Source organism: Mycetocola sp., assembly GCF_046716805.1.
GTDB lineage: Bacteria > Actinomycetota > Actinomycetes > Actinomycetales > Microbacteriaceae > Mycetocola_A.
Genome location: NZ_JBKJWH010000149.1, coordinates 50,717 through 75,057, shown reverse-complemented (window position 1 = coordinate 75,057; position 24,341 = coordinate 50,717). Strand labels below are relative to the sequence as shown.

17 protein-coding genes are annotated in these 24,341 nt (G+C 67.1%); 8 read left to right on the top strand and 9 right to left on the bottom strand.

Annotated features, from left to right (window positions below; genetic code table 11):
• Positions 1 to 11 precede the first annotated feature (11 nt).
• The 4 genes from sdhC to ACLQ62_RS12030 are packed head-to-tail and all read left to right on the top strand — an operon-like array spanning position 12 to position 3,494.
• Positions 12 to 431 carry a succinate dehydrogenase, cytochrome b556 subunit gene (gene sdhC / locus ACLQ62_RS12045; protein ID WP_411721874.1) on the top strand — a complete coding sequence of 140 codons (420 nt, stop codon included), beginning with the start codon at positions 12 to 14 and terminating at the stop codon, positions 429 to 431.
• A 13-nt stretch (positions 432 to 444) separates the two neighbouring features.
• A complete protein-coding gene (locus ACLQ62_RS12040; RefSeq protein WP_411721873.1) occupies positions 445 to 891 on the top strand; it encodes a succinate dehydrogenase hydrophobic membrane anchor subunit in 447 nt (148 codons plus the stop codon).
• A 28-nt stretch (positions 892 to 919) separates the two neighbouring features.
• Positions 920 to 2,722 (top strand): succinate dehydrogenase flavoprotein subunit, encoded by a 1,803-nt coding sequence (sdhA, locus tag ACLQ62_RS12035; protein WP_411721872.1) that lies wholly within the window; start codon positions 920 to 922, stop codon positions 2,720 to 2,722.
• 1 nt (position 2,723) lies between these two features.
• The gene (locus ACLQ62_RS12030) at positions 2,724 to 3,494 is read left to right on the top strand and encodes a succinate dehydrogenase iron-sulfur subunit (protein WP_411721871.1); all 771 of its coding nucleotides are present in this window, start codon (positions 2,724 to 2,726) and stop codon (positions 3,492 to 3,494) included.
• Between the two features lie 105 nt (positions 3,495 to 3,599).
• Here the strand turns inward: ACLQ62_RS12030 and ptsP are convergent, their stop codons facing one another.
• The 7 genes from ptsP to ACLQ62_RS11995 all read right to left on the bottom strand — a co-directional run bounded on the left by ptsP (position 3,600) and on the right by ACLQ62_RS11995 (position 18,336).
• Positions 3,600 to 5,234: a phosphoenolpyruvate--protein phosphotransferase gene (gene ptsP / locus ACLQ62_RS12025; RefSeq protein WP_411721870.1), complete on the bottom strand. Its 1,635-nt coding sequence runs from the start codon at positions 5,232 to 5,234 to the stop codon at positions 3,600 to 3,602.
• A gap of 54 nt (positions 5,235 to 5,288) precedes the next feature.
• Positions 5,289 to 7,562: a transglutaminaseTgpA domain-containing protein gene (locus tag ACLQ62_RS12020; RefSeq protein ID WP_411721869.1), complete on the bottom strand. Its 2,274-nt coding sequence runs from the start codon at positions 7,560 to 7,562 to the stop codon at positions 5,289 to 5,291.
• The gene (locus ACLQ62_RS12015) at positions 7,559 to 8,953 is read right to left on the bottom strand and encodes a DUF58 domain-containing protein (protein ID WP_411721868.1); all 1,395 of its coding nucleotides are present in this window, start codon (positions 8,951 to 8,953) and stop codon (positions 7,559 to 7,561) included. The genes ACLQ62_RS12020 and ACLQ62_RS12015 overlap by 4 nt, the downstream gene beginning before the upstream one ends.
• A gap of 6 nt (positions 8,954 to 8,959) precedes the next feature.
• Positions 8,960 to 9,928, bottom strand: a complete 969-nt coding sequence (locus ACLQ62_RS12010; protein WP_411721905.1) for an AAA family ATPase — start codon at positions 9,926 to 9,928, stop codon at positions 8,960 to 8,962.
• A gap of 50 nt (positions 9,929 to 9,978) precedes the next feature.
• Positions 9,979 to 15,711, bottom strand: coding sequence for an Ig-like domain-containing protein (locus tag ACLQ62_RS12005; RefSeq protein WP_411721867.1), 5,733 nt, complete (start codon positions 15,709 to 15,711; stop codon positions 9,979 to 9,981).
• Positions 15,708 to 17,132, bottom strand: coding sequence for a serine/threonine-protein kinase (locus ACLQ62_RS12000; protein ID WP_411721866.1), 1,425 nt, complete (start codon positions 17,130 to 17,132; stop codon positions 15,708 to 15,710). The genes ACLQ62_RS12005 and ACLQ62_RS12000 overlap by 4 nt, the downstream gene beginning before the upstream one ends.
• 100 nt (positions 17,133 to 17,232) lie before the next feature.
• On the bottom strand, positions 17,233 to 18,336 hold the full coding sequence (locus tag ACLQ62_RS11995) for an FHA domain-containing protein (protein ID WP_411721865.1): 1,104 nt from the start codon (positions 18,334 to 18,336) through the stop codon (positions 17,233 to 17,235).
• A gap of 150 nt (positions 18,337 to 18,486) precedes the next feature.
• Here ACLQ62_RS11995 and ACLQ62_RS11990 point away from each other — a divergent pair, with 150 nt between their 5' ends.
• From ACLQ62_RS11990 to ACLQ62_RS11975, 4 genes are all read left to right on the top strand, one after another.
• Entirely contained in the window at positions 18,487 to 19,338 is an 852-nt protein-coding gene (locus tag ACLQ62_RS11990; protein WP_411721864.1) for an exodeoxyribonuclease III, read from the top strand.
• Between the two features lie 78 nt (positions 19,339 to 19,416).
• Positions 19,417 to 20,418 (top strand): tryptophan--tRNA ligase, encoded by a 1,002-nt coding sequence (trpS, locus tag ACLQ62_RS11985; protein WP_411721863.1) that lies wholly within the window; start codon positions 19,417 to 19,419, stop codon positions 20,416 to 20,418.
• Positions 20,419 to 20,449: 31 nt separating this feature from the next.
• Positions 20,450 to 21,046 (top strand): GNAT family N-acetyltransferase, encoded by a 597-nt coding sequence (locus tag ACLQ62_RS11980; RefSeq protein ID WP_411721862.1) that lies wholly within the window; start codon positions 20,450 to 20,452, stop codon positions 21,044 to 21,046.
• Positions 21,043 to 21,774, top strand: a complete 732-nt coding sequence (locus ACLQ62_RS11975) for an HAD family hydrolase (RefSeq protein WP_411721861.1) — start codon at positions 21,043 to 21,045, stop codon at positions 21,772 to 21,774. Before ACLQ62_RS11980 ends, ACLQ62_RS11975 begins: the two co-directional genes overlap by 4 nt.
• Before the next feature lie 157 nt (positions 21,775 to 21,931).
• Here the strand turns inward: ACLQ62_RS11975 and glpK are convergent, their stop codons facing one another.
• Together glpK and ACLQ62_RS11965 are read right to left on the bottom strand one after the other, a co-directional pair.
• Positions 21,932 to 23,446: a glycerol kinase GlpK gene (gene glpK / locus ACLQ62_RS11970; RefSeq protein ID WP_411721860.1), complete on the bottom strand. Its 1,515-nt coding sequence runs from the start codon at positions 23,444 to 23,446 to the stop codon at positions 21,932 to 21,934.
• Positions 23,447 to 23,521: 75 nt separating this feature from the next.
• Positions 23,522 to 24,289 (bottom strand): MIP/aquaporin family protein, encoded by a 768-nt coding sequence (locus ACLQ62_RS11965; RefSeq protein WP_411721859.1) that lies wholly within the window; start codon positions 24,287 to 24,289, stop codon positions 23,522 to 23,524.
• Positions 24,290 to 24,341 lie beyond the last annotated feature (52 nt).

Below are 24,341 nucleotides of genomic sequence, written 5' to 3'. Positions count from 1 at the left end.
AGGGCCGTTCGTTGTCAGTGAAGACTGCAAGGACACCACCATTGGATTCCACCACCTCTCCACGCCCGGCAGGGACGCTGTACCGTGGGCGCGAGGGCATGTGGTCATGGGTATTGCACCGGATCACCGGTGTTGCCATCTTCTTCTTCCTTCTGGTGCACATTCTCGACACCGCGCTCGTCCGCGTGTCGCCCGAGGCGTACAACGCGGTCATCGGCACGTACCAGACACCCATCATGGGTCTGGGCGAGGTTGCCCTTGTCGGAGCGATCGTGTTCCACGCGTTCAACGGCCTCCGGATCATCCTCATCGACTTCTGGTCGAAGGGGACCAGATACCAGAAGGTGATGTTCTACGTGGTGATCGCCCTCTGGGTTCTCACGATGCTGGCCTTCACGCCCCGCCACCTCATCAACGTCTTCAGCCACTAGGAGGGGAAGCACAATGTCTGCAACTCTCGACGCTCCCCGCACCCCGCTCCGTCCCGCCCGAAAAAAGGGCGTGAACTGGGAGAAGTGGGGCTGGATCTACATGCGCGTCTCCGGTGTCGTGCTCGTCGTGCTGATCTTCGGCCACCTGTTCATGAACCTGATCGTCGGCGACGGCGTCAGCGCCATCGACTTCGCGTTCGTCGGCGGCAAATGGGCTGACCCGTTCTGGCAGTGGTGGGACGTCGTCATGCTGTGGCTCGCGCTGATCCACGGCGGCAACGGCATGCGCACCCTGGTCAACGACTACGCCCGCGGCCCGAGGATCCGTGCCGCTCTCAAGCTGTCGATCCTCGCCGCCGTTGCGATCCTCATCCTCCTCGGCACTCTCGTGGTCTTCACGTTCGAGCCGTGCCCGGTGGGACAGCCCGCCGACCTCCTCCCCTCGTTCTGTACTGCGTAACGACGAACTAAACATTTTGGATGCATCTGTGACTCAGGACCCCAGCGACGACGTCATCATCGACGGAGTGCACTACCACCAGTTCGACATCGTGATCGTAGGAGCCGGCGGCGCCGGCATGCGCGCGGCGATCGAGGCCGGCCCCGGCGCTCGGACGGCGGTGATCTCCAAGCTCTACCCCACGCGCTCCCACACCGGAGCGGCACAGGGTGGCATGGCGGCAGCGCTCGCGAACGTCGAGGAGGACAGCTGGGAATGGCACACCTTCGACACCGTCAAGGGCGGCGACTACCTCGTCGACCAGGATGCCGCTGAGATCCTCGCGAAGGAAGCGATCGACGCAGTCATCGACCTCGAGAACATGGGTCTGCCGTTCAACCGGACTCCTGAGGGCAAGATCGACCAGCGCCGATTCGGCGGGCACACCTCCGACCACGGCAAATCGCCTGTGCGGCGGGCGTGTTACGCCGCGGACCGTACCGGGCACATGATCCTCCAGACGCTGTTCCAGAACTGCGTCCGCCTGGGCATCAACTTCTTCAACGAGTTCTACGTGCTCGACGTGATCATGAGCGACGTCGACGGCGTCGAGCAGCCGGCTGGCGTCGTGGCCTACGAGCTCTCCACAGGTGACCTGCACGTCTTCCACTCGAAGGCGATCATCTTCGCCACCGGTGGATTCGGCAAGATCTTCAAGACGACCTCCAACGCACACACCCTCACCGGCGACGGCGTCGGGATCATCTGGCGCAAGAAGCTGCCGCTCGAGGACATGGAGTTCTTCCAGTTCCACCCGACCGGTCTCGCCGGTCTCGGCATCCTCCTCACCGAGGGCGCCCGCGGTGAAGGTGCGATCCTGCGCAACGCGAGCGGTGAGCGGTTCATGGAACGTTACGCCCCCACCATCAAGGACCTCGCACCGCGCGACATCGTCGCTCGCTGCATGGTCAAGGAGGTGGCGGAGGGCCGCGGCGCCGGCCCGAACAAGGACTACGTCTACCTCGACTGCACCCACCTCGGCGCTGAAGTCCTCGAGACGAAGCTGCCGGACATCACGGAATTCGCCCGCACCTACCTCGGTGTCGACCCGGTGACCGAGCCGGTACCGGTCATGCCGACCGCGCACTACGCGATGGGCGGCATCCCGACCAACAACAACGCCGAGGTGCTGCGCGACAACACGACGATCGTTCCCGGCCTCTACGCCGCCGGCGAATGCGCCTGCGTCTCGGTCCACGGTTCCAACCGCCTGGGCACCAACTCGCTGCTCGACATCAACGTCTTCGGAAAGCGCGCCGGCAACAACGCCGTCGCCTATGTGAAGACCGCGGAGTTCCTGCCGCTTCCCGAGGACCCGGCCAAGACCGTGCGGGACGCGATCGAAGGCATCCGAAACAACCCGGGCACCGAGCGCATCGCCGTTCTGCGTCGCGAGCTGCAGGAGCAGATGGACAAGAAGGCTCAGGTGTTCCGCACCGACGAGTCCCTCGCCGAGGTCACCGAGACCATCCACCAGCTGCGCGAGAAGTACCGCAACATCGGCGTGCAGGACAAGGGCCGCCGGTACAACACCGACCTGCTCGAAGCCGTCGAACTGGGCTTCCTGCTCGACCTCGCCGAGGTCGTCGTCTTCTCCGCGCGGAACCGCAAGGAGAGCCGCGGCGGCCACATGCGTGACGACTACCCGGACCGCGACGACGAGAACTACATGAAGCACACGATGGCGTACCTGACCGGCGACCCGCACTCTTCGAATGCCGCCGATCACATCCGCCTGGACTGGAAGCCTGTCGTGATGACGCGCTACCAGCCGATGGAGAGGAAGTACTGAGATGTCCACAGCCGTTCTCGAAGAAAAAGCTGCTCCGGCGCCGACGCCTGAGGTCATTGAGTCTTTCACCGTCACCCTCATCGTGCGCCGGTACAACCCCGAAGTCGACGAGCAGCCGAAGTGGGTCGACTACGACGTCGAGATGTTCGCCACCGACCGCATCCTCGACGCCCTGCACAAGATCAAATGGGAGCAGGACGGTTCGCTGACGTTCCGCCGCTCCTGCGCGCACGGCATCTGCGGCTCGGATGCGATGCGCATCAACGGCCGCAACCGCCTGGCCTGCAAGACGCTGATCAAGGATCTTGACATTTCGAAGCCGATCTACGTCGAAGCGATCAAGGGCCTGCCGCTCGAGAAGGACCTCATCGTCGACATGGACCCGTTCTTCGAGTCCTTCCGCGAAGTGCAGCCGTTCCTGATCCCGTCGTCGAAGCCCGGTGCCGGCAAGGAGCGGATCCAGTCCGTCGCCGACCGGGCCCGATTCGATGACACGACCAAGTGCATCCTCTGCGCCGCATGCACCTCGTCGTGCCCGGTGTTCTGGACCGACGGCCAGTACTTCGGCCCGGCAGCGATCGTCAACGCGCACCGCTTCATCTTCGACTCGCGCGACGATGCAGCCAAGGTGCGCCTCGACATCCTCAACGATCAAGAGGGCGTCTGGCGCTGCCGCACCACCTTCAACTGCACGGATGCCTGCCCGCGCGGCATCCAGGTGACGCAGGCGATCGCGGAGGTCAAGCAGGCGATCATGCGAGGGAAGCCGTAGCTTCGCGCCGACGCTGAGGGGTCCGTTGTTGTCGCTCGGCGCAGCTGTGAGCAGCGTTTGGGGACCCTTCACTGGCCATGACCCACGCCGAACGGCGCACGAACCTCAGCTGCGGACCGCCGCCCGCGCCTCGGCCGGACTGGACGCGTCGAGGGCGCGGACAGCGAGCGCCCTCGCATGCTCGAGAGTGTGCTGCCGCAGCTCCGTGCGCACGTCGGCGAGAGCCGCAGGGGCCATCGACAGGCTCGTGACCCCGAGTCCGACGAGGACCACCGCGAGCATCGGGTCCGCCGCCGCCTCACCGCACACTCCGACCGGCCGGCCGGACTGGATACCGGCATCTCCGAGAAGCTTGACCAGGCGGAGAACAGCCGGATGCCACGGGTCCTGGTACGACGCAACCGAACCGAGCAGACGATCGGCGGCGAGGGTGTACTGGGTGAGGTCGTTCGTTCCGATCGACACGAAGTCGGCGATCCCGAGGACCTGCCCGGCCATGAGCGCACAGGACGGCACTTCGGCCATCACACCCGCAACAGGAATGCCGTGGGACCTGGCCAGGGTGACGAAGTATTCGGTCTCGACAGCATCCGCGACCATTGGGGCCATCACCCCGACGTCGGCGTCGGTCTCGGCGGCCGCCGCGGCGATCGCGGTGAGCTGATCCCGGAGGATTTCCTCGTGCGTTCGCGTCGCCCGGAGGCCGCGGAGCCCGAGGGCCGGGTTGTCCTCGTGCCCGGTCGGAAGGAACGCGAGCGGCTTGTCGGAGCCGGCGTCGAGCGTGCGGATGATCACCTTCTTGCCGCCGAACGCGGCGAACACCGTGCGGTACTGCTCCTGCTGCTCAACCACGGTTGGTGCGGATTCTGTGCCGAGGAACATGAATTCGGTCCGGAACAGGCCGACGCCCTCAGCGCCGCGGAGCAGCGCGTCGGCGATGTCCCCTGGGCGGCCGATGTTCGCCAGCAACGGGATGGCGGTTCCGTCCGCCAGCTTCCCGGGCCCGATCGGCGCCTCGACCCGGCGTGCCGCGAGCCGTCGCTCGGCCGCAGCAATGTCGTCCGGACCGGGGTCGAGGATCACACTGCCGTCTGAGGCGTCGACGAGGACCGTCGCCCCGTCGACGAGCGACGCGGCATCCGACACACCGACGACGGCGACGATGGCCTTGGACCGGGCGAGGATGGCCGTGTGCGAGGTCGGCCCGCCCCCGATGGTGACCAGCCCGAGCACTTTGGTGATGTCCAGGGCGGCGGTGTCCGCCGGGGCGAGATCGCGGGCGACGAGGACGAACGGATGGTCCACCTCGGGCACCCCGGGAGCGAGGACGCCGTGCAGTTGGGCGATGGCCCGCTGCGAGACGTCGCCGAGGTCCGCGGCCCGCTCGGCCATGTATCCGCCCATGGAGATGAGCATCTGCTGGAAGCCGTGGAACGCCTCGAAGACAGCTCGCTCCGCGGTGCGGCCGGCCGAGATCCGAGAGCGGATGTCGTCGAGCAGTGCCGGGTCCTGCGCCATCATCGACTGGGCGTCGATGACACCCTTCGCTTCCCCGCCTGCCCGTTCGGCGCGTTCGGAGAGGTCGGCGGCAACCGCCTTGAGCGCCTCCGTCGCGCGGGCGAACTCGGTGTCAGCATCGGCATCCCGATGTCCAGTGCCGGGCTCCGGGATGGGGTCCGGCATACGGACGACGGGTCCGTGGGCAATGCCACGCCCGACGCCGACTCCCTGTAACCGCATGAGGGCTCCTTCCGGCTTGAGTTCGACCCTATCGCGGAGAGAGCCTTCCGTCGCTCAGCGCCGACGGGTCCGCAGCGACCGGAGCGAGCTCGCGGCACGCAACCGCTGTCGCCGGGTTCGCCCGGTGGCAAGCGAGTGTCGCAGATCGTCGACGGCGGCCCAGACCCGGTCGGCGTCTTCGTGGCTGGGTCGTTCGAGCGAGAATGTCGCGCGGTCGGCGACGGATGCCAGCGCGAACGCACGCTTGCCGCCCACGGCGCGCGCGACTTCCCGGCGCGTCGCGGATGGTGGCGGTTCCAGCCCGTAGTCGAGTGCCGCGTCCGCGAATTCCTCCCAGCCACCACGGATCCGGTCGGCCGGGTGGTTCCTCCTGCGTCTCAGCGTCCTGCGGCGGAGCTTGGCGCCGATGACGGCAAGGAAGGGTGCGGCGAGAACAACGAGCACAAGGAGGAGGCTCCCGGCAACCTGCGCCACGACGAGCAACGCGGCGAGGAACGGGTTGACGGCGAGATCCTCGTTCTGCTCACTGTCGGCCGGGGGAACCCGGTCGAGCTCTTCGTCGTCCTCCGCGAGCGGCGGCTGAACGATCGCGGGCGGTCGTGAAACCTTTCGCGGGTCCTCGGGTTGTTCCTCGGGGATCTCACGGACGGCTGGGACCGGATCGGCTGTGAGCCACCGGCCTGTCGAGTCCTGCACTTCGATCCAGGCGCTCACGTCTCCCCCGGTGAGCGTCACCGCTCCGCCGGTCTCCGGCGAGAGGAAGCCGACGACGACACGGGCGGGGAACCCCAGTTCTCTGGCCATCAGTGCGGCAGCAACCGCGTACTGCTCGGCGTCCCCGACCATCGGCGTATCGGTGAGGAGCTCTTCGATGCGGTCGATGCCGTGACCTGATCTGCTGTTCGGTTCGTCGGGGCCGATGCCATGGCTGATGTAACCGTCGGTCTTCAGACCGTCGAGCATCGCGGCGAGTCGTGCGCCGGGCGTCGCGATTCCCTCGGTCCAGGCGTCGAGCCGGTCGGTGAGGGCGGCAGGGACGTCGTCGAATGGCCGCAGTTCCGCCGTGCCAGGGGTGATTTCCCCGAGTTCGACCATCGAGGGTGTCGGGGTGACGACCGACGTCATCCGGTAGCCGTCGCCCGTGGCAAGGCCACGCACGACAGCGCTCGACCCGGTGACATCGTTGTAGAAGAACGAGTCGGCGAGTCCGTCACGGTTGTTCCCGCTGAACCAGATCTCGGCGAGGTGCCCGGCGCCCGGCAGCCAGATTCCCGAATACCCGTCGACCGCGACAGTCATCGAGACGCGTTCGCCCCGTGCCGCCTGTTCCACGCGGTAGGGCACACGGACGAAGGTTCCGGACGCGCTCGGGCTCTCCGGTCCACCCACGCTGTACACGACACCGTCGTAGCTGTCGAGGGTTGCCAGGCGGAGCCGCCCGTCTTGCGGCATCCCGGTCACCGTCAGCAGGGGCTCTGAGACGATGTCAGGAAGCAGGTAGCGGCGGAAGGCGGACAGGGGACTCGGGTAGTCGCGCGGGTTGAACGCCTGTTCGATGTGGCTGCGGATCACGTTGCGGGGGTTGTCGGGCGGACGAACGGTTGCCAGAACCGCACCGCCGCTGGTCGCGACCGCCAGGATGAGTGCCGCGCTCACGGCTCCGACGATCGCGGCGCGGCGGCGTTCGCGCCGGGACGGCGAGACGCTCGCGACGACAGCAGCGTGCCGGCGCAGCTGCGCCCGGTGCCGTAACCCCCGGAGCCAGATCAGCCAGACCAGGCTGATCACGGCGAGGCCAAGTCCGATAGCGAGAGGGAACCACGACTCCTCACGACCGAAGGCGATCCCGACAATGAGGAGCAGGATCGGCCACAGTACGGCGATTTCGCCGCGCGTGGATCGAAGAGCGAGCGACAGGGTGATTACCGTCGTGCCGAGCACCGCGGCGAAGGCGGGGATCAGCAGGCCCTGGTAGGTCCCGACCGGCACGAGGATGGTCAGGAGTTCTTTCCACGCGGTCGCCGTTCCGGTCACCAACTCGAGCAGCGCTTCCGGCTGCGGCACGACGCCGGCGAAGACCCGGTCCGGCATGGTCAGCGGCACACCGGCGGCGAGGTAGCCGAGAAGCGTGAGAGCGAGCACGAGCACGCCGTGCAGCCGGAACAGCCACCCAGCCAGGGCGATCAGCGTGCCGAGAAGGATTCCGCCGGCGCAGACGACGACGAACTGTGGTGACTGGTAGACCGGCCACCAGACGCTGGAGGCCACCGCGATCCCCGCGACGGCGAAGAGCACCGTTACGGGAATCGTGATGGCCGGTTTCGTCACGCGCTCACCCGGGCCATCGACTGTTGCAGGTCTTCGAGATACCCGATGGTCAGCACGGTCAATTCGCCTGCCCGTTTGAAGCTCGGAATGATGTGGGGGTCGCAGATCACCGCGATGACCTCGACGCCGACCGGGAACTGCCTGGCGGCATGGCGGAGCGCGGTCACCGGAACCGTCGCGCCGCAGACGAGGAAGGCCAGCGAGATACCCGCTATCGAATCAGCGGCGACCCGCGCCAGCTCGGTCAGCGGCAGCGCGGTCTCGGACCGGTCGATCCTGCTGAGATCGTCGAGGAGCCGCGTGCCGGTCACCGCGGCGAGGTTCTTCACCGCGAGCAGGCGCTTTCGGGCGAACTCCGGAGTCGATTCACTGGCGACGACCGACAGCGTCCGGGCGTCACGGATGGCTCGGACGCCGAGCGACCCCACCACGCTGACCGCCATCTCGAAGTCCTCATCGCCGGCGTAATCCTCATCGGCGAGGCTCAGCGCGATCATGAGGTGGCTGCGGCGGGTCTCCTCGAACTGCCGCACCATGTACTGCCCGGTCTTCGCCGTGCTCTTCCAGTGGATGCTGCGGAGCTCGTCGCCGGGCATGTACTCACGCAGCGCGTGGAAGGACACATCGCTCGACGTGAGGTCGCGAGTCGGGTTGCCCTCGAGGTCGCGCACGAATCCGGTGCTCATGCTGGGCACCGAGATCGTGCGCGGATGAACGAAAAGGTCGATCTGCTCGTCCCATACCCGCTCGCGCCGAACCAGGCCGATCGGGTCGGCACGGATGGCACGGACCGGGCCGACGGGGATGACGCCGCGGTGCAGCGCGGGCACGGTGAAGAGGTCCTCGTACCGACCTGAGGGGGCAAGCGTCGGAACCTGGAAGTCGGCGATCCCCTCACCGACCTCAACTTCGATCCGGGTGCCGGGCAGCAGCCGCCGCGTGGGGTTCGACACGGTGAGCTGGCCGACGGCGCTCTCCCCGGCGATCACCCGGTTCACCGGGACGGACAGCGTCGCCTCATGGGAGGTGCGGCCGATGAGAAACAGGGCCGCCGCGAGAATGACGAGCAGCCCCGTCCAGCCGACGGCGACGAGTTCGAGCCAACCGAGTCCGTAACCGAGCAGGAACGCGACGAGCACGGTGATGGCGATGCCCCAGCCGAGTTTCGTGACGACGGCAGCGAGCGCTCTCCATCCTGTCCTCGCCACGCGTCGCATCCGTCGCCAGGACCTGACCACAGAAACGATCAGGTCGGCGAGCGCACCCTCACGCTCTCCGACGAGGCGGGTCCTCGCATTGACGAGGCGGGTCTCCCCCAGCACCGTCGGCGAGTCCGCCCGGGTGAGACCGTTCCTCTGAGTCGTCCCGCCCGCGTGTCTGCCCTGAACCATCGCGGCCTAAGCCACCCGGCGGTCACTGGGCGGCGGGGTGTCGATGAGCACCTGGGCGATGACGTTCGATGGGTTGACCCCGTCGAATTCCGCCTCGGGGTCCAGGATCAGGCGGTGGGCGAGAACCGTGTCGGCGAGCGCCTTCACATCGTCGGGGATCACGAACGAACGGCCGGAGACCGCGGCGAGCGTCTTGGAGGTCCGGATGAGGGCCAGCGCACCACGGACGCTCGCGCCGAGGCGGATTTCCGTAGCCGTCCGAGTGCCCTCGATGATTCGAGCGACGTAGTCGTTGATCGACGCGTCGACGTGCACGGTCGTGGCCAGACGGGTCATTTCGGTGATCGTCGCCGCGGTTGCCACGGGGCTGAGAATCCCGTCACCGGCGGCATCCGACCCCTCGAGGATGCGGATCGTCGACTGGTGATCCGGGTAACCGATGGAGGTCTTCATGATGAAGCGGTCGAGCTGTGCTTCGGGTAGGCGGTAGGTGCCGGCCTGCTCGATCGGGTTCTGCGTGGCGATGACCATGAACGGTGAGGCGACCGCATGGGTGACGCCGTCGACGGTGACGTGCTGCTCCTCCATGACTTCGAGCAGGGCGGACTGCGTCTTCGGGCTCGCGCGGTTGATCTCGTCCGCGAGCACGATGTTGGAAAAGATCGGGCCGCGGTGGAAGGCGAACTCCCCGCTGCGCTGGTCGTAGATGCTCACGCCGGTGATGTCGCCTGGGAGCAGATCCGGGGTGAACTGTACGCGGTTCGAGGTGCCGGCGATGCTTTCGGCCATGGCACGGGCCAGTGACGTCTTACCGGTGCCCGGGACGTCCTCGAGCAGCAGATGACCCCGGCTCAGCAGCGCCGTGAACGACAACCGGATGACGTGGTTCTTGCCGAGGAGGACCCGCTCGACGTTCTCGACGAGCTGGTCGCAGACCCCGGCGAACCAGGTCGCCTGTTCGGGCGTCATCGTCATCTGTGTGGCCTCTTCCGGGTTGGTTGTGGAGCGAGCGGGTGCAGAGACCATCATGGCGCTAAATATCGCTTGACGAGAGTCGCCCCGGCGACCTCGACGCTGACGTCCAGCCAGGCCTGCCCGTTCGCGGGCAGTGCGCTCAACGTGCAGGAGTTCGGACCCGCGGTGCCTGTGATCGCCGGATCGTTGACGGCACCGCAAGCGTACGCGGCCGCAAACGGGCCGTTCGGCGGGTCCCCGGTCCAGGTCCAGGTGGCAACTTCCGCGGCGTAACTCAACCCGGCGGGGACGAGCGTGATCGACGGGGATGGCGCATCTCCGCGCAACGCCCCGCCGTAGAGACGGAGGTTGCCGTACTGGCTGACCGTCCTCACCTCGAAGGAGACGGCCTCACCGTACGGGCCGCCAAGCAACTGGCGCGGGTAGCCGGACCCGTCGAACGGCTGCCAGGTTCCGCCCGGAGTCCGGATCTCGTAGCTGTAGCCGGCTGGGGCGACCGAGGAGATGTAGTAGTCGCGCACACTCTCGCTGGCGTCGGTCCACACCATGTCGCCGGAAATCGCCGTCACCGCAGGAGGAGTCGTGCGCAGCGTGGCGCTTCGAACCTCGGTCGCGGCACAGCCGGCCCGGTTGTACCCCCAGACGACGAAGTAGTAGGGGGTGTCTGCAGCATCGAGCCCGGTGAACGTCGTGCTGTTCACACCCGCGTCGATGCGTCTCGTCTCCAGCGCGTTCGCGCCGCCCGGAGTGCTCGGCGACCCGGGCGCTGGTGCCGACACCGTGCAGGCGGCCGCCCCTGACGGCACCTCTGCCGAGCTCAGCAGCTGCACGTAATAGCCTGCGATCGCATCCCCGTTGCCGGCGAACGCATCCCAGTTGACGGTCGCCGAAGCGTTCGCCGCGTCGCCGTTGACCGAGATGCCGCCGGCACGGGGGGCGCCGTACGGCGTCCCCGCCGCTGACGCGGAGTTCCAGGTGGACAGGGCAGGGTAGGCGTCGTTTCGGGCCGAAACGGAGAACGGAACCTCCGAGCCGTTCGCCAACCCGCCGACCTCGATCGAGCACAATGTCACAGTGCACCTGCTGGCGCTGACGTTCACGGGCACGCCTCCGCCGACCGTGACGACGTAGGTTTTGACCGAGCTTCCGCGCTCGGGAGTCACCGGAGTCCAGCTGAGTCGCAGTCCGCCGTCGAGCGGGGCCGCCGCGAGTCCCGCCGGCGCCGGCGGGATCACGTCAGACCAGACAGGTTCGGGCAGTCCCCGCGCGTCTGATGCTCCGATCCCGTTGACGGCGGACACCTCGGCCCGAACCGCGTGGTCGCGCCCGTTCCCGGGGGTGGGGACATCACACGTCGTCGACGCACAGCTCGTCACGCCGAGCGACGCGCCGGATCCGGCGCGGAACAATTCGACGCTGAAGCCGGTGATCGGCGAGTTGTTCGCCGCCCCTGGCTCCCAGGCGAGCGACACGGTGGCGTCGCCGAAACCGGTCACCCGCACATTCGTCACCGGGTCCGGACGGTCCTGCACCGCGATCTGCACGGTGCCCCACGCGAATCTCGACGGATCACCCGTGGCATCCGCGACCTGGTACTGCAGCGTCGTGTCGGCCGCCGCCGCCGCCCTGCCGACCGTGACACTCAACCGGCCGTTGTCGCTGCTCGGGGCGACGGAGACGCCGGTCGGCAGTCCCCCGCCGAGCCCGCGGACGGCGACCACCCGAAGCGGTGTGGCGGGGAACGGGTTGGTGGCCGCGTCGTTCTGCAGCACGTCGACCGCCTCCGTCGTGCCCCGCTGCACGGTCACCGTGTCGGTCGCCGGCACGGCGATCGGCCGGGTCGACGGTGTGACGTTGAGGACGATCCGCCCTGCTGCGCCGTCGTTCACGGCATCCCGAACGCCGATCAGAATCCCTCGTTCCGCCCCGATCGGCAGAGCCTCCGCAGCCGTGAGCGTCAGGTTCTGCCCGGAGATGGTTGCGGTGAAATCGGCGGGTTGAGGGTCGAGGATCGAGTAGACCAGTTCGTCGACGTCGTCGGCGTATGGGTAGGTGGTGAGTCTGGGCAGTTCGATGACCTTCTGCTGCCCTGGCTCGAAGTCGATCCGCCCACCGGCGAAGACCGGCGGCTGGTTGTCCCGCGGCGTCACGGTGATCGGCAGCACGATCGTGGCGATGCGCCCGTTCGGGTCGGTCGCACTGGACCCGTCGGTCACCTCGAACGAAACGGATGCCGGGCCGAAATACCGCTCGGCGCTCGTGTAGGTGATCGTGTCGGCGTCGGTGGCCAGCTCACTGCCGTCCGCGTGTGTTGCCCGCACCTTGGCGGCATCCGTCAACCGCACATCCTTGCGCCCGACGGCGAGCACGTAGTCGTTGATGTCGACGACCACCGGTTCACCGCTCACCACGGTGATCGGGTCGATGCCAGCCCGAAGCTGCGGCAGCGCGTCATTGAGGCCGGGCACCCAGATGAAGGCGATGGCGCTGACGCTCTCATCGTCTGGACGGCTCACCCGGAAGGGGATGATCTGTGACTCGTCCCTCACGCTGACCCGCACGCGCTTGTCCGCCAGGACCTCGGCGCTGCCGCTGGTCAACGGAAGCGAGACGCGCAAACGCGACACCGGGCCGTCTGCGAAGAACACCCGCGACAGGACACCGACGTCGATCGTCGACGTCTCGATGATGTCGTCGAGGGTGAGGACGATGTCGGCGGGAACCGGACGCGCGAGCGGCGCGTCGTCCCTCGTCACCACGGTGAGGAAGTTCGTCGAGGTGTTGCCCCAGCGGTTCTCGATCTCGTAGACGAAACCGAACCGCCCCTCGGTCTTCGGAACCGTCACCCGCACCAGGTCTCCGGCGATTTCGGCTGTCGCTCCGTCCCCGGTCGGCTCGACGGATGTCACGGTGAGGGTTCCGCCGTCCGGATCCGAGTCGTTGGCGAGCACCTGCACGGCCACGGTGCGGTCGGGCCGGGTGATCAACTCGTCGGCCACCGCGATCGGGACCCGCGAACCGTCGAGTTTGCCGCTGACGCCGATGCGGATGGTGCCGGTTGCCTGGCTGCCCAGCGCGTCGATCACCGTGTAGCTGAAGCTGTCGGTGCCTGTCGAGTACGCACCGGCTTCATAGTCGAACCAATCCTCGCCCGCACCGACGACCGATCCCTTGTCGGGGTTCGACGCCTGCCCGACGAGCTGAACCGAGTCGCCGTCCGGGTCGATGCCTGAGAGTGGGATCGAGATTCGCACCCGCTCCCCGCTCAGTACCCGGGCGATCACGGTCCTCGGCACCGGGGCTCCGTTGTTCGCCGCATCGACCTCGCGCACGTTCAGGGTCACCTGTGCGTCAGCCCACTGGCCGTCGGGCGCGACGGCACGGTAGGAGGCGGTGAAGTTGCCGGGTTTGTCGGGAGCGAGGTAGCGCAGCATCCGCCCTGACGCGAACAGCAGGCCCGCGTCGTCCGGCAGGTTCGTGCTCAACCTCGGGTCGAGGTCGAGCGTCTCACCATCCGGGTGCGTGTCGTTTTCGAGAACGGGGATGTCGATGGCGTCACCCACCCGCACGGACACCGTGTCCGGGTAGGCGACAGGCGGCTGACGCACAGCCGGGGTGGGCACCTGGATCACCGTGACGGTGCCGACGGCCTCGGTGGTGCCGTTGGAGACCCGGTAGTTGAATGACACAGGCTCGTCGAGCGGGGTGGTCAGGGTGACGCGGAGGATCCTCTGCTCGAGGATCTCGACCCGCAGCCCAGACCCCGCGGGGACGTTGAGCACGCCGGTGACGACCAGAACGCCGCCGGCGGGGTCGAAGTCACCGGCGAGCACGTCGACGCGTTCGGTGCTCTGTTCGCGAATGTACGCCGTGTGAAGCACGGTGACCGGCGGGGCGCCGGCGTCCGGCGGGGCGATGACCTCGACTCGAACGATGCCGGTCTGGGTGCGGTTGCCGTCGGTGACCGCGTATTCGAGGGTGTGGGTGCGCGGCTCGGAACTCACGAACCGGAAGGTGCCGCCGTCGTAGTCGGGGGTGATCGTCGCGCCCGCCTTCGCCGGCACGTTCACCAGACGCAGCGGCCCGGATCCGCCGCGTACGTGCGGGAGCGGGGACACCACGACCTCCTGCCCCGCATACGCGAGAACGGGGAACGGCTCGGCGATGATCGGCACCTCGCCGGGAGGAGAGACGGTGACCGCGAAGCTCCCTGAACCGTCAGCGGTGCCATCCGAGACCACGAGGGCGATCTCCTTGAGCGTTCCGCCCACGCCCGCGTCGGTGTAGATCAGGGTGCCGTCGGGTGTGAACTGGATTTGGTCAGGGCTGGGGATGCTCGCCTGGGTCAGGTAGAACGGGTCACCGTCCGGGTCGATCCAGTCGCCGAGCGTCTGTGCGGTGAACCGGCCGCCAGCGGCGACAGATGCCTTCGACGTGCGGACCTGCGCCGGCGGGCTGTTCTCCTCTGGGGCCTTCACCGTGAGGGTGACCGTCGCCGTGGACGAACCGCCCCGGCCATCGGTGATCGTGTAGTCGAACTGCAACTCGCCGACGGCATCCGGGGTCAGCGTCACCTGCAGTTGCTGGGCGTTGTTCACCAGGTCGAGCCGGCCCGCGGACTCATCGAGCGGGGTGAATTTGCTGATCATCAGCACGTCACCGTTGGGGTCGATGTCGTTCAGGAGAACCGGAAGAGGAGAGGTCCTGCCTGGCCGCGCGCCGAGCGTGTCAGGCACGGCGGTCGGCGGGAGCTGGGTCTGCTCGTACTCGGGCGGTGTGTCCTCCTGGTTGTCGTCGATCTCCTGCTCGCTCTCGTCGACCTGGATCAGTTCGTCCCAGTTGTCGATGAGCTGGTTCTCGGACTGCACCGCCCAGGACGCGCCGGACGCCGCGTCGTTGAGCACGAGGTGGGCGCCGTTGGCACGGAATTGCAGGCTCGACGCCGCCGCGGTGCCGCTGATCACCGGGGAGGGCTGCCCGCCGGACAGCGGAACCGAGAGCAGTCCGCCGTCGACCCCCACGAGCACCGCGGAGCCGGTCGCCGAAGGCTCCGGAAGCACCGCTCCGACGGCGTCGCCGAGGTCGACCGTGGCGCCGCGCACGATCAGCCGATTATTGGTGACGTCGAGCAGTACCGGGTCGGAACCTACCGACGTCAGCTGGAACTGGTCGGGCTCGTCGACGAGATCGACCCGGGTGGTTGCGCCCACCGTGTCCTCCCCCGCTGAGACCCGGTACAGTTCGGCCTCGTCGGACGAGAAGACGAAGAGGTCACCGGTGGGAGCGACGGATCCGATCGCGCCTGGACCGAACGAGAGTGTGGGGTCGGCCTCCGCGTCGAAGGTCGCCAGGTCGTCGACCGGGACCAGCCAGACGTCGCCGTCGGCGAGAACGGTCACGCGGTCGTCGGCCAGCCGAACATCCGTCGTCCCCGGCGGCAGCGGCACGCTTTCGACGATGCTCGCCGTGGCTGGGTCGATGATGTCGATCGAACTCCGGCCGGCGTCGAGGAGCAGGACCGTTTCGCCCTCCTGCAGGACGTCGAGCTGTTCGGAATCCGCTTTGATGCCTGCATTGAGTTCAAAGATCTGAGTGTTGGCCCTGCCGACAGCCTGCTGCTCCTCGTTGACCACCCAAACGGCACCGTCACCGAGATCGAACTGCTGCGCCCGGTATCCGGTCGAGACGATGGCGATGGTGGCTATGAGGGCGACGATCACTGAGCTGCTCGTGAGCGTTGCGATCAGGGAACGCCGGGATCGAAACCACTGCCGGAACATCATCCGCTGCCCTCGGGGATGTCAACGCATTTCTCGGCACTCGGCGGACCTAGCTTGCCTTCCCGGTTCACCAGTACGGTGACGCACACCCGCTCGCCCGGTTCGCCGTCGACGGTGAATTCGGCGGCACGCTGGATGCTCGCGGTTCCCCCGTCCGGACGGATCTCGTACGAGTCGGATGAGTTGAGCCCCGGGTCGGCCCAGGTGAACTCGACACTCGAGTTCTGCACCTCGGCAGCGATGTTGGCGACCGTCGGGATGCCGCTCCCCGGCGCGAGCCGGACGACGACGAAAACCGTCGTCACGGCAAGCAGCACAACGAGTGCCGAGCAGGCGACGATGGCCAGGGCGAACGGCCGGCTCAGCGGCGCGGCACGTCCCAGCGGGCGCCGGTCGCTGAGAGGTGTTGCCTCGGCGGTGGCGAGCCGGGTCGCTCCCGGCTGCCGCGCGGCCTCCGCGGGGCTCCGACGCCGCCTGCGTCCGGGTTCGACCGTGCGGATGGGGTTGACGCGGGTGCGGTCGTCGTTGTCGTGGACGGGACTGAAGATCCAGTCATCGACAGCGACGTCCGGCTGGGTCGGCGGGAGCCCGAGGTCGGCCTCGACAGCCTGCAATTCGCGGATGAGTTCCATGGCCGACTGCTGGCGCGCCTCCGGACGGCGCGACATCGCGCGAGTGAGCACGAGCTCCAGCTGGTTCGGCACATCATCGCGTCCGATCGGATGGGGCTTTCCTTTGCCGGCCCGGGCGATGAGGTCGGCGGACGTGTTGTCCTGCCCGGGCGTCTCGAACGGCGCACGCCCGGCGAGAACGGAGTAGATGGTGGCGGCAAGCGACCAGACCTCGCTCGCCACTGTGCCGTTGGTCTCGCTGTGCAGAACCTCTGGGGCCGACCAGGGAATCGACATCCCGACGGTCTCATCCGGGTTGGACTCGCCGACCGTTCCCGCGATGCCGAAGTCGCTGAGCACCGGGTTGCCGTAGGCGGTCATCAGGATGTTGGACGGTTTGATGTCACGGTGCAGCACCCCGGCCCGGTGGGCGGTCTCCGTCGCGCTCGCGATTTTGATCCCGATTCGGAGCGTCTCGGACACGGAGAGGGGTTCGTCGCGGTAACGCTGCCCGATCGAGGAGGAGCAGAGCTCCATGACGAGGTACGGCCTGCCGTCGGCGGCGACGCCGGACTGGTACACCGTAAGGATGGCCGGGTGTGCGCTGAGCTGGGCCATCAGGTCGGCCTCGGCCTGAAACATCCGGCGCACGTCGGCGTTGACGTATTCGCTGAGCATCACCTTGACGGCGACCTGGCGCCTGGGGTTGTCCTGCTCGTAGAGGAAGACGTCGGCGAACCCACCGGAGCCCAGAATGCGCACGAAGGAGAAGCCGGGCAACTGCGGCGGCGGCGATGGCAGGCGGCGTGACACGGTCCTCTCCCTTCCTTCGGTGGTTGTGGAGGGGAAGGCTCGAGGCAGGTACGATCTGCCGATCCCCTACCTTCCCAGTGTAAGTAAAGCCCCGGTGGGGCTATACCCCCGGCCAGGGGGGCAAGATCTCGATGACGTTGCCGTCACCGATGTCGATGAAGGTGCCGGGAGCGACGACGACCGACTCGCCCTGACGCAGGCGGCGCCAGTGTCCGTTCGGCGGGATGACCGACGTTCCATTCGTCGACTTGAGGTCGGTGGCGACGATGGAGTCGCCGATCTGCTTGATCTCCAGGTGAGTGGCGGAGACCGACTTCGACCCGGAGACCACCGGGACGAGGCGGGAAGGGTCCGGGAGTGGGATGCGCGGTTGGCGGGGGTTTCTGCCGAAGTAGTGGACGGCATCCAACGGATAGGCCTGGCCGCCGTTGATGCGGAACCCGTAGAGCAGCGTCTTCGGGTCGTTGGGGACAAGCGGTGCCTCCCGGAGGACCGTCTCGTCGTGGATGGGCGGGGCGATGTCCCGACGCAGCACCGTTTCGCCGTCGTGGCGCATCGCCGGGTCGTCCTCCGGGCGAACCCGTTGCGCCGGGGGGCGGATGATCGTGTGAGTGTCTGCAGGCGCAGGACGGAAATGGGACAGCGCTGGCGGGACCGGCGACGCTGGGGCGGGGTCGGCGGCATCCGTTCTGCCGGAAGGCACCGTGCCTGTTCCTGCGTCGGCGACCCAGTCGATGCGGTTGGCGACGATCACTCCTGAGCCGAGGGGAAAGGACACCCCGGAGACGGGGTCGCCGGGTTCGCCGGTCAGCCCTCCCGCCGCGACGGCTTCGACGCCGCTCAGTTCGTCGCGCCGCCACGGGTCGTCGCCGGACGTGATGCGCGTCCATCGCCCGCCGGTATGCGCGTCGACGACGGCATCGCCGTGGACGAGGAGTTTCACGATGCTGCCGTTTCCGCGCGGCCGTTCGAGAGCGACGAACGAGGCAGGCTTGCCGCCTGAGGTGTTGGGGATGACGCGCAGAGCATCCTCGAATGTCGTCGACGAGGAGCAGACCAGCGACCACAGCCGTTCCACAATCGCCGGCTCAGACGGAGTCCGGAGCGCCACCAGGAGTTTCTCTCCGACGATGTAGATCCAGGGCGTCCCCGTATTGGTCATCGCGTAGCGATACGACGGTTGTTCGCGTTCTGCTGTGTTCACGGTCCCCCTTGAGAAAAGGTGCAGGCGACTCCCCGGGCGAGCGGGCGCACGAACCTGTGGTCCTATTCTGCCCCCTGCCCTCGGTTTGGGCCACCGCTTGACGTTTGCGGCCCTGCGTTCACCGTCAGTGCCCTGATCTAAGCTGGATTCATGTCGTCCCCCACCACCGTCCGCATCGCCAGTGTCAACACGAACGGGGTTCGCGCCGCGTTCCGCAAGGGGATGGGCGACTGGCTGGAGGCCGCGAACATCGACATTCTCGCGTTGCAGGAGGTACGGGCAGCCACCAGCGACCTCGAGGCGCTCTTCGGCCCGGAATGGGACATTCTCCACGACCCGGCCACGGCGAAAGGCCGCGCCGGTGTCGCCCTGCTCTCGAGGGCCAAAGCATCGATCCACCGGGTGGAACTCGGCGCGGCGGAATTCGACAGTGCCGGGCGCTGGCTCGAGGCCGACTATGAGGTCAACGGATCGATCATCACCGTCGTGTCCACCTATGTGCACTCGGGTGCCGTCGACACCCCCAAGCAGGTGGAGAAATACACGTTCCTCGAAGCCATGACCGAGCGGATGCCGCAACTCGCGGAGCACTCCCCCTACGCTGTCGTGCTCGGCGACCTCAACGTCGGCCACCGGGAGTTCGACATCAGGAATTGGAAGGGCAACGTCAAGAACGCCGGGTTCCTGCCGCAGGAACGCGCGTACTTCGACCGTTTCTTCGGCCCGAGGGACGAATCGGTCACCGGTGTGGACGGTTCGGTCGGCCAGGGCCTCGGCTGGGTCGACGTCGGCCGGAAGTGGGCGGGTGAGGTCGACGGGCCGTACACCTGGTGGTCGCAGCGCGGGCGGGCGTTCGACACCGACACCGGGTGGCGACTCGATTACCACGTCGCAACTCCGGCCCTCGCCGCCGCCGTCGTGGACTATCGCGTCGACCGGGCGGCGACCCACGCCGAGCGATGGTCGGACCACGCTCCGGTTGTCGTCGACTACGCGATCTGAACGTCCGACGGCGCATCGCCGCCACCCCTCTCGCTTTCCTCTGTCGCCGAGCGCGGCAATGATCAAAGGATCTCCTCCATGACCAAACCTGTCCTGTTCTCGGGAATGCAGCCCTCGAACGATTCGCTTCACCTCGGAAATTTCGTCGGCGCGCTCCAGCAGTGGGTCTCGTTGCAGGAGGACTACGACGCGTATTACTGCGTCGTCGACCTGCACGCCCTGACCAGCTCACCGAACCCCGAGGAACTGCGGGCCCGCACACGATCGACTGCGGCACAGTACATCGCGGCCGGAATCGACCCGTCGAAGAGCACGCTGTATGTGCAGTCGCACGTACCGGCACACGCCCAGCTGTCCTGGGTGCTCAACAACATCACCGGGTTCGGTGAGGCCGGTCGGATGACCCAGTTCAAGGACAAATCCGCGCGGTTCGGGGCCGACTCGACCACGGTCGGGCTGTTCACCTACCCGGTGCTCATGGCGGCGGACATCCTGCTGTACCAGACCAATGTGGTGCCGGTCGGTGAGGACCAGCGCCAGCACCTGGAGCTGACCAGGGACCTCGCCGGCCGGTTCAACAGCCGGTTCGGGGACACCTTCGTCGTGCCGGAGCCGGTCATCCTCAAGGAGACGGCGAAAATTTACGATCTTCAGCACCCGGATGCGAAGATGTCGAAGTCGGCCGAGAGCGAGGCCGGCCTGATCAAGCTTCTCGACGACCCGAAGGTCAACGCGAAGAAGATCATGCGTGCGGTCACCGATGACGACGCGAGCATCCGTTTCGACCGGGACGCGAAACCCGGTGTGTCCAACCTGCTGACCATTTTCTCGGCCATGTCGGGGTGGACGATCGACGCCATCGTCGACGAGTACGCGGGCCGCGGCTATGGCGACCTCAAAAAGGGTGTCGTCGAGGCCGTGAACGCGGTGTTCGAGCCGGTGCGCGCCCGCACGCTCGAACTGCTCGACGACCCGGCTGAGCTCGACCGCCTGCTCGCGGTCAACGCCGCGAAGGCGAACGACGCGGCCGAGAAGACGCTCGCGGTCGCTTATGAGCGGGTCGGTCTTCTGCGCCGGTAGCTCGTGACATCCCGTCGGTAAGCTGGGGGGCATGGATGTCGTGCGACTCGAAACAGACCGTTTGATCCTTGACGCGCCGAACGAACGCGACATCCCGTTCATCTACGCCTACTGCCAGGACCCGCTGATCCAGCAGTTCACCACAGTGCCCCAGCCGTACGCGCTGTCCGACGCCGAGAACTTCCTCTCGCGAGTGGTGAACCCGGGGTGGTCGAGCGGCACCGAACTGACCTGGGCCCTTCGGCGTAAGAACGAGCGCACGCTGCTCGGCGTCGTCTCGCTGCGGGACTGGAACGACACCCAGGCGATGGTCGGTTTCTGGCTGGGCGCCCCCTGGCGCGGTTCCGGGTACATGCCCGAAGCGGTCCGCGCCGTTGCCGGCTGGGTCTTCTCCGGCCAATGGGACATCCCCGGCCGCATGTCGAACAAATCCATCCGGTGGGAAGCCATGGTTGGGAACGCCAGCTCAGCTCTCGTCGCCCAGCGAACCGGGTTTCGCTATCTCGGAACCGGGCGCGGCGAGGTCGAACGATTCGGCGAGTTCCCGCCGAGTCACCGCGCAGAGCTGAGCCCGGCCGACCTGCCCGGCCCTGCGCACGGCTGGCCCGCCGAGGCTTTCCTGCGATGACGAAGCTGGCCCTGTTCGACCTCGATGACACGCTGCTGGACCACCGCGGCGCCGTCTCGCTCGGAATCCTCCGTCACGTCGACCGGACGGCCGCGTTTCCGCTTCCCGACCGGGAACGCTCAGTTGCCCTCTGGCATGAGCTCGAAGACCGGCACTACCACCGGTACCTCTCCAAGGAGCTGACCTTCGCCGGGCAGCGGCGCGCGCGGGCACTCGACTTCGCGGCGGCGCACGGCCTCACCCTCTCCGCAGTCGAGGCGGATGCCTGGTTCGACAGCTATTTCGACAGTTACCGGGGTGCCTGGGAACTCTTCGACGACGCTCTTCCCTGCCTGGACCGGTTGGCGGATGCCGGTGTGCGGGTTGGCGTGATCACCAACGGTGAGGCGGACTATCAGCGGGTCAAACTCGAGCGCACGGGACTCAGCGACCGATTCGAACACCTCATCGCCTCCGGTGACGTCGGGGTGGCGAAGCCGGACCCGCGAATCTTCGAACACGCGTGTGCCCTCTTCGACATCGCCCCGAACGACGCCCTGTACGTCGGGGACCGGCTGCTGACGGATGCCGTCGGCGCGGAATCCGCTGGCCTCGAGGGCGTGTGGCTGAACCGATTCGGCGAGGACGTCGTCGTCGGGGCGATCGGCCACGGCGAGACCTCCGAGGACCCGGTCGAGCTGGCGAAGGCTGCAGGCGTGCGGACGATCGCGACGCTCGACGAGCTGTAGCGCGCCGTCGGACAGGGAATGGCCGTCAGAAACCGCCGTTTTCTGCTGCTGAACGTGCGGCGCTGGCAAAATGTCCTGTCGAGCATGCGTTCGGCCGCCCAGCGGGCGTGGAAACGGGCCCGCCCTCCGTGGGGAGGACGGGCCCGAGTTCACAGGACTACTGCACGTCTTCGTCGACCCAGTCGAAGGACCGGGTGACGGCCTTCCTCCAGAGGCGGAGGAAGCGGTCACGATCTGCGGCGTCCATCGACGGTTCCCAGCGCTTGTCTTCCTGCCAGTTCGCGCGCAGGTCGTCGAGGTTGGCCCAGAAGCCCACCGCGAGACCGGCCGCGTAGGCCGCGCCGAGCGCGGTGGTCTCCGCAACGACCGGACGGACGACCGGCACGTTGAGGATGTCGGCCTGGAACTGCATGAGAGCGTCGTTGGCGACCATGCCGCCGTCGACCTTGAGCTCGGTCAGGTCGACACCGGAGTCGGCGTTGACAGCGTCGAGCACCTCGCGGGTCTGGAACGCCGTCGCCTCGAGCGCAGCGCGGGCGATGTGTCCCTTGTTCACGAACCGGGTGAGTCCGACGATGACACCGCGAGCCTCGGGCTTCCAGTACGGGGCGAACAGTCCGGAGAACGCCGGGACGATGTAGACCCCGCCGTTGTCGTCGACCGTGGTGGCGAGCGTCTCGACCTCAGCAGACGTGCTGATGATGCCGAGGTTGTCGCGCAGCCATTGGATCAGCGAACCGGTCACCGCGATCGATCCTTCGAGCGCGTAGTGCGGCTTGGCGTCGCCGAGCTTGTAGCCGAGCGTGGTGAGCAGGCCGTTCTTCGAGTGGACAATCTCTTCGCCCGTGTTGAAGATGAGGAAGTTGCCGGTGCCGTAGGTGTTCTTCGACTCGCCGGTGTCGAACGCTGCCTGGCCGAAGGTGGCCGCCTGCTGGTCGCCGAGGATGCCGGCGATCGGCGTCTCACGGAGCAGGCTCGAGCTGTGTCCGTGACCGTAGACCTCGCTCGAGGACTTGATCTCGGGCAGCATCGACCTGGGCACGTTGAACACCGAGAGGATCTCGTCGTCCCACTGCAGAGTCTCAAGATCCATGAACAGGGTCCGGCTGGCGTTGGTCACGTCGGTGACGTGGACGCCGCCGTCGGTGCCGCCGGTGAGGTTCCAGAGCACCCAGCTGTCGGTCGTGCCGAACAGCAGGTCCCCGGCATCCGCTTTCTCGCGGGCGCCGTCGACGTTTTCGAGGATCCAGACGATCTTCGTGCCGGAGAAGTAGGTCGCGAGCGGAAGGCCGACCTTCTGCTTGAACCGCTCGACGCCGCCGTCGGCCGCGAACCGGTCGACGATCGACTGGGTGCGGGTGTCCTGCCAGACGATCGCGTTGTAGACCGGCTTGCCGGTGGTCTTATCCCACACCACGGCGGTTTCGCGCTGGTTGGTGATACCGATGGCGGCGATGTCGTGCCGGGTGAGGCTGGCCTTGGACAGCGCCTGGCCGATGACCTCACGCGTGTTGTTCCAGATCTCTGCCGGGTCGTGCTCGACCCAGCCGGCCTTCGGGAAGATCTGTTCGTGCTCCAGCTGCCCGGTCGAGATGATCGAACCGGATTTGTCGAAGACGATGGCTCGGGAACTGGTCGTTCCCTGGTCGATTGCGAGGACGTAGTCCGCCATGATGGGTAACTCCTTTGTTGGCAATGCGTGGTTTTCCAGGGGATGCCGGCGACGGCGGGCCGCCGCCGGCAGGGATCAAACTGCGCCGACGGTCGGAAGAAGGACCAGCGAGGCCCAGCCCGCGATCGCTCCACCGAGCAGGGGTCCGACGACGGGCACCCAGGCGTAGCTCCAGTCGCTCGGCCCCTTGTCGCGAATCGGGAGGATCGCGTGGGCGATGCGGGGTGCGAGGTCACGCGCAGGGTTGATCGCGTAACCCGTCGGCCCACCGAGGGAGATACCGATGGCCACAACGACGATTGCGACAGGCAACGCGCCGAGTGCAGCGAGTCCCGGCGTCTCTCCCTGGCGGCTGAACGACAGCACAGCGAAGACCAGCACGAAGGTACCGATGATCTCGGTCACGAGGTTCCAGGCGTAGCTGCGGATGGCGGGGCCGGTCGAGAAGACGGCGAGCTTGGCGCCGGCGTCGTCTGAGGCGTCGAAGTGCTGCTTGTATGTCACCCAGGCGAGGACGGCACCGATGAACGCTCCGAGGAATTCGCCACCGAAGTAGGTGAACGTCGAGGCGAAGTCCACCGGGATGCCCTCCTGGTATTCCTGGAGACCGGATGTGATGAGGCCAACGGTGACGGCCGGGTTCAGGTGTGCACCGGACAGATAAGCAGCGAGAACACCGATGTAGACAGCGAAGCCCCACCCGAAGTTGATCAGGAGCCAGCCGCCGTTGAACCCTTTGGTCTTAGCGAGTACCACGTTGGCGACCACCCCAGCACCGAGCAGGATGAGAAGCGCCGTACCGACGACCTCCGAGAGAAAGATAGAGCCTAAAGTAACGTCCACGTTGACCTTCCTTACTTATTCCGCCCCGGGCCCACGGCCCGGCCGGTAATGG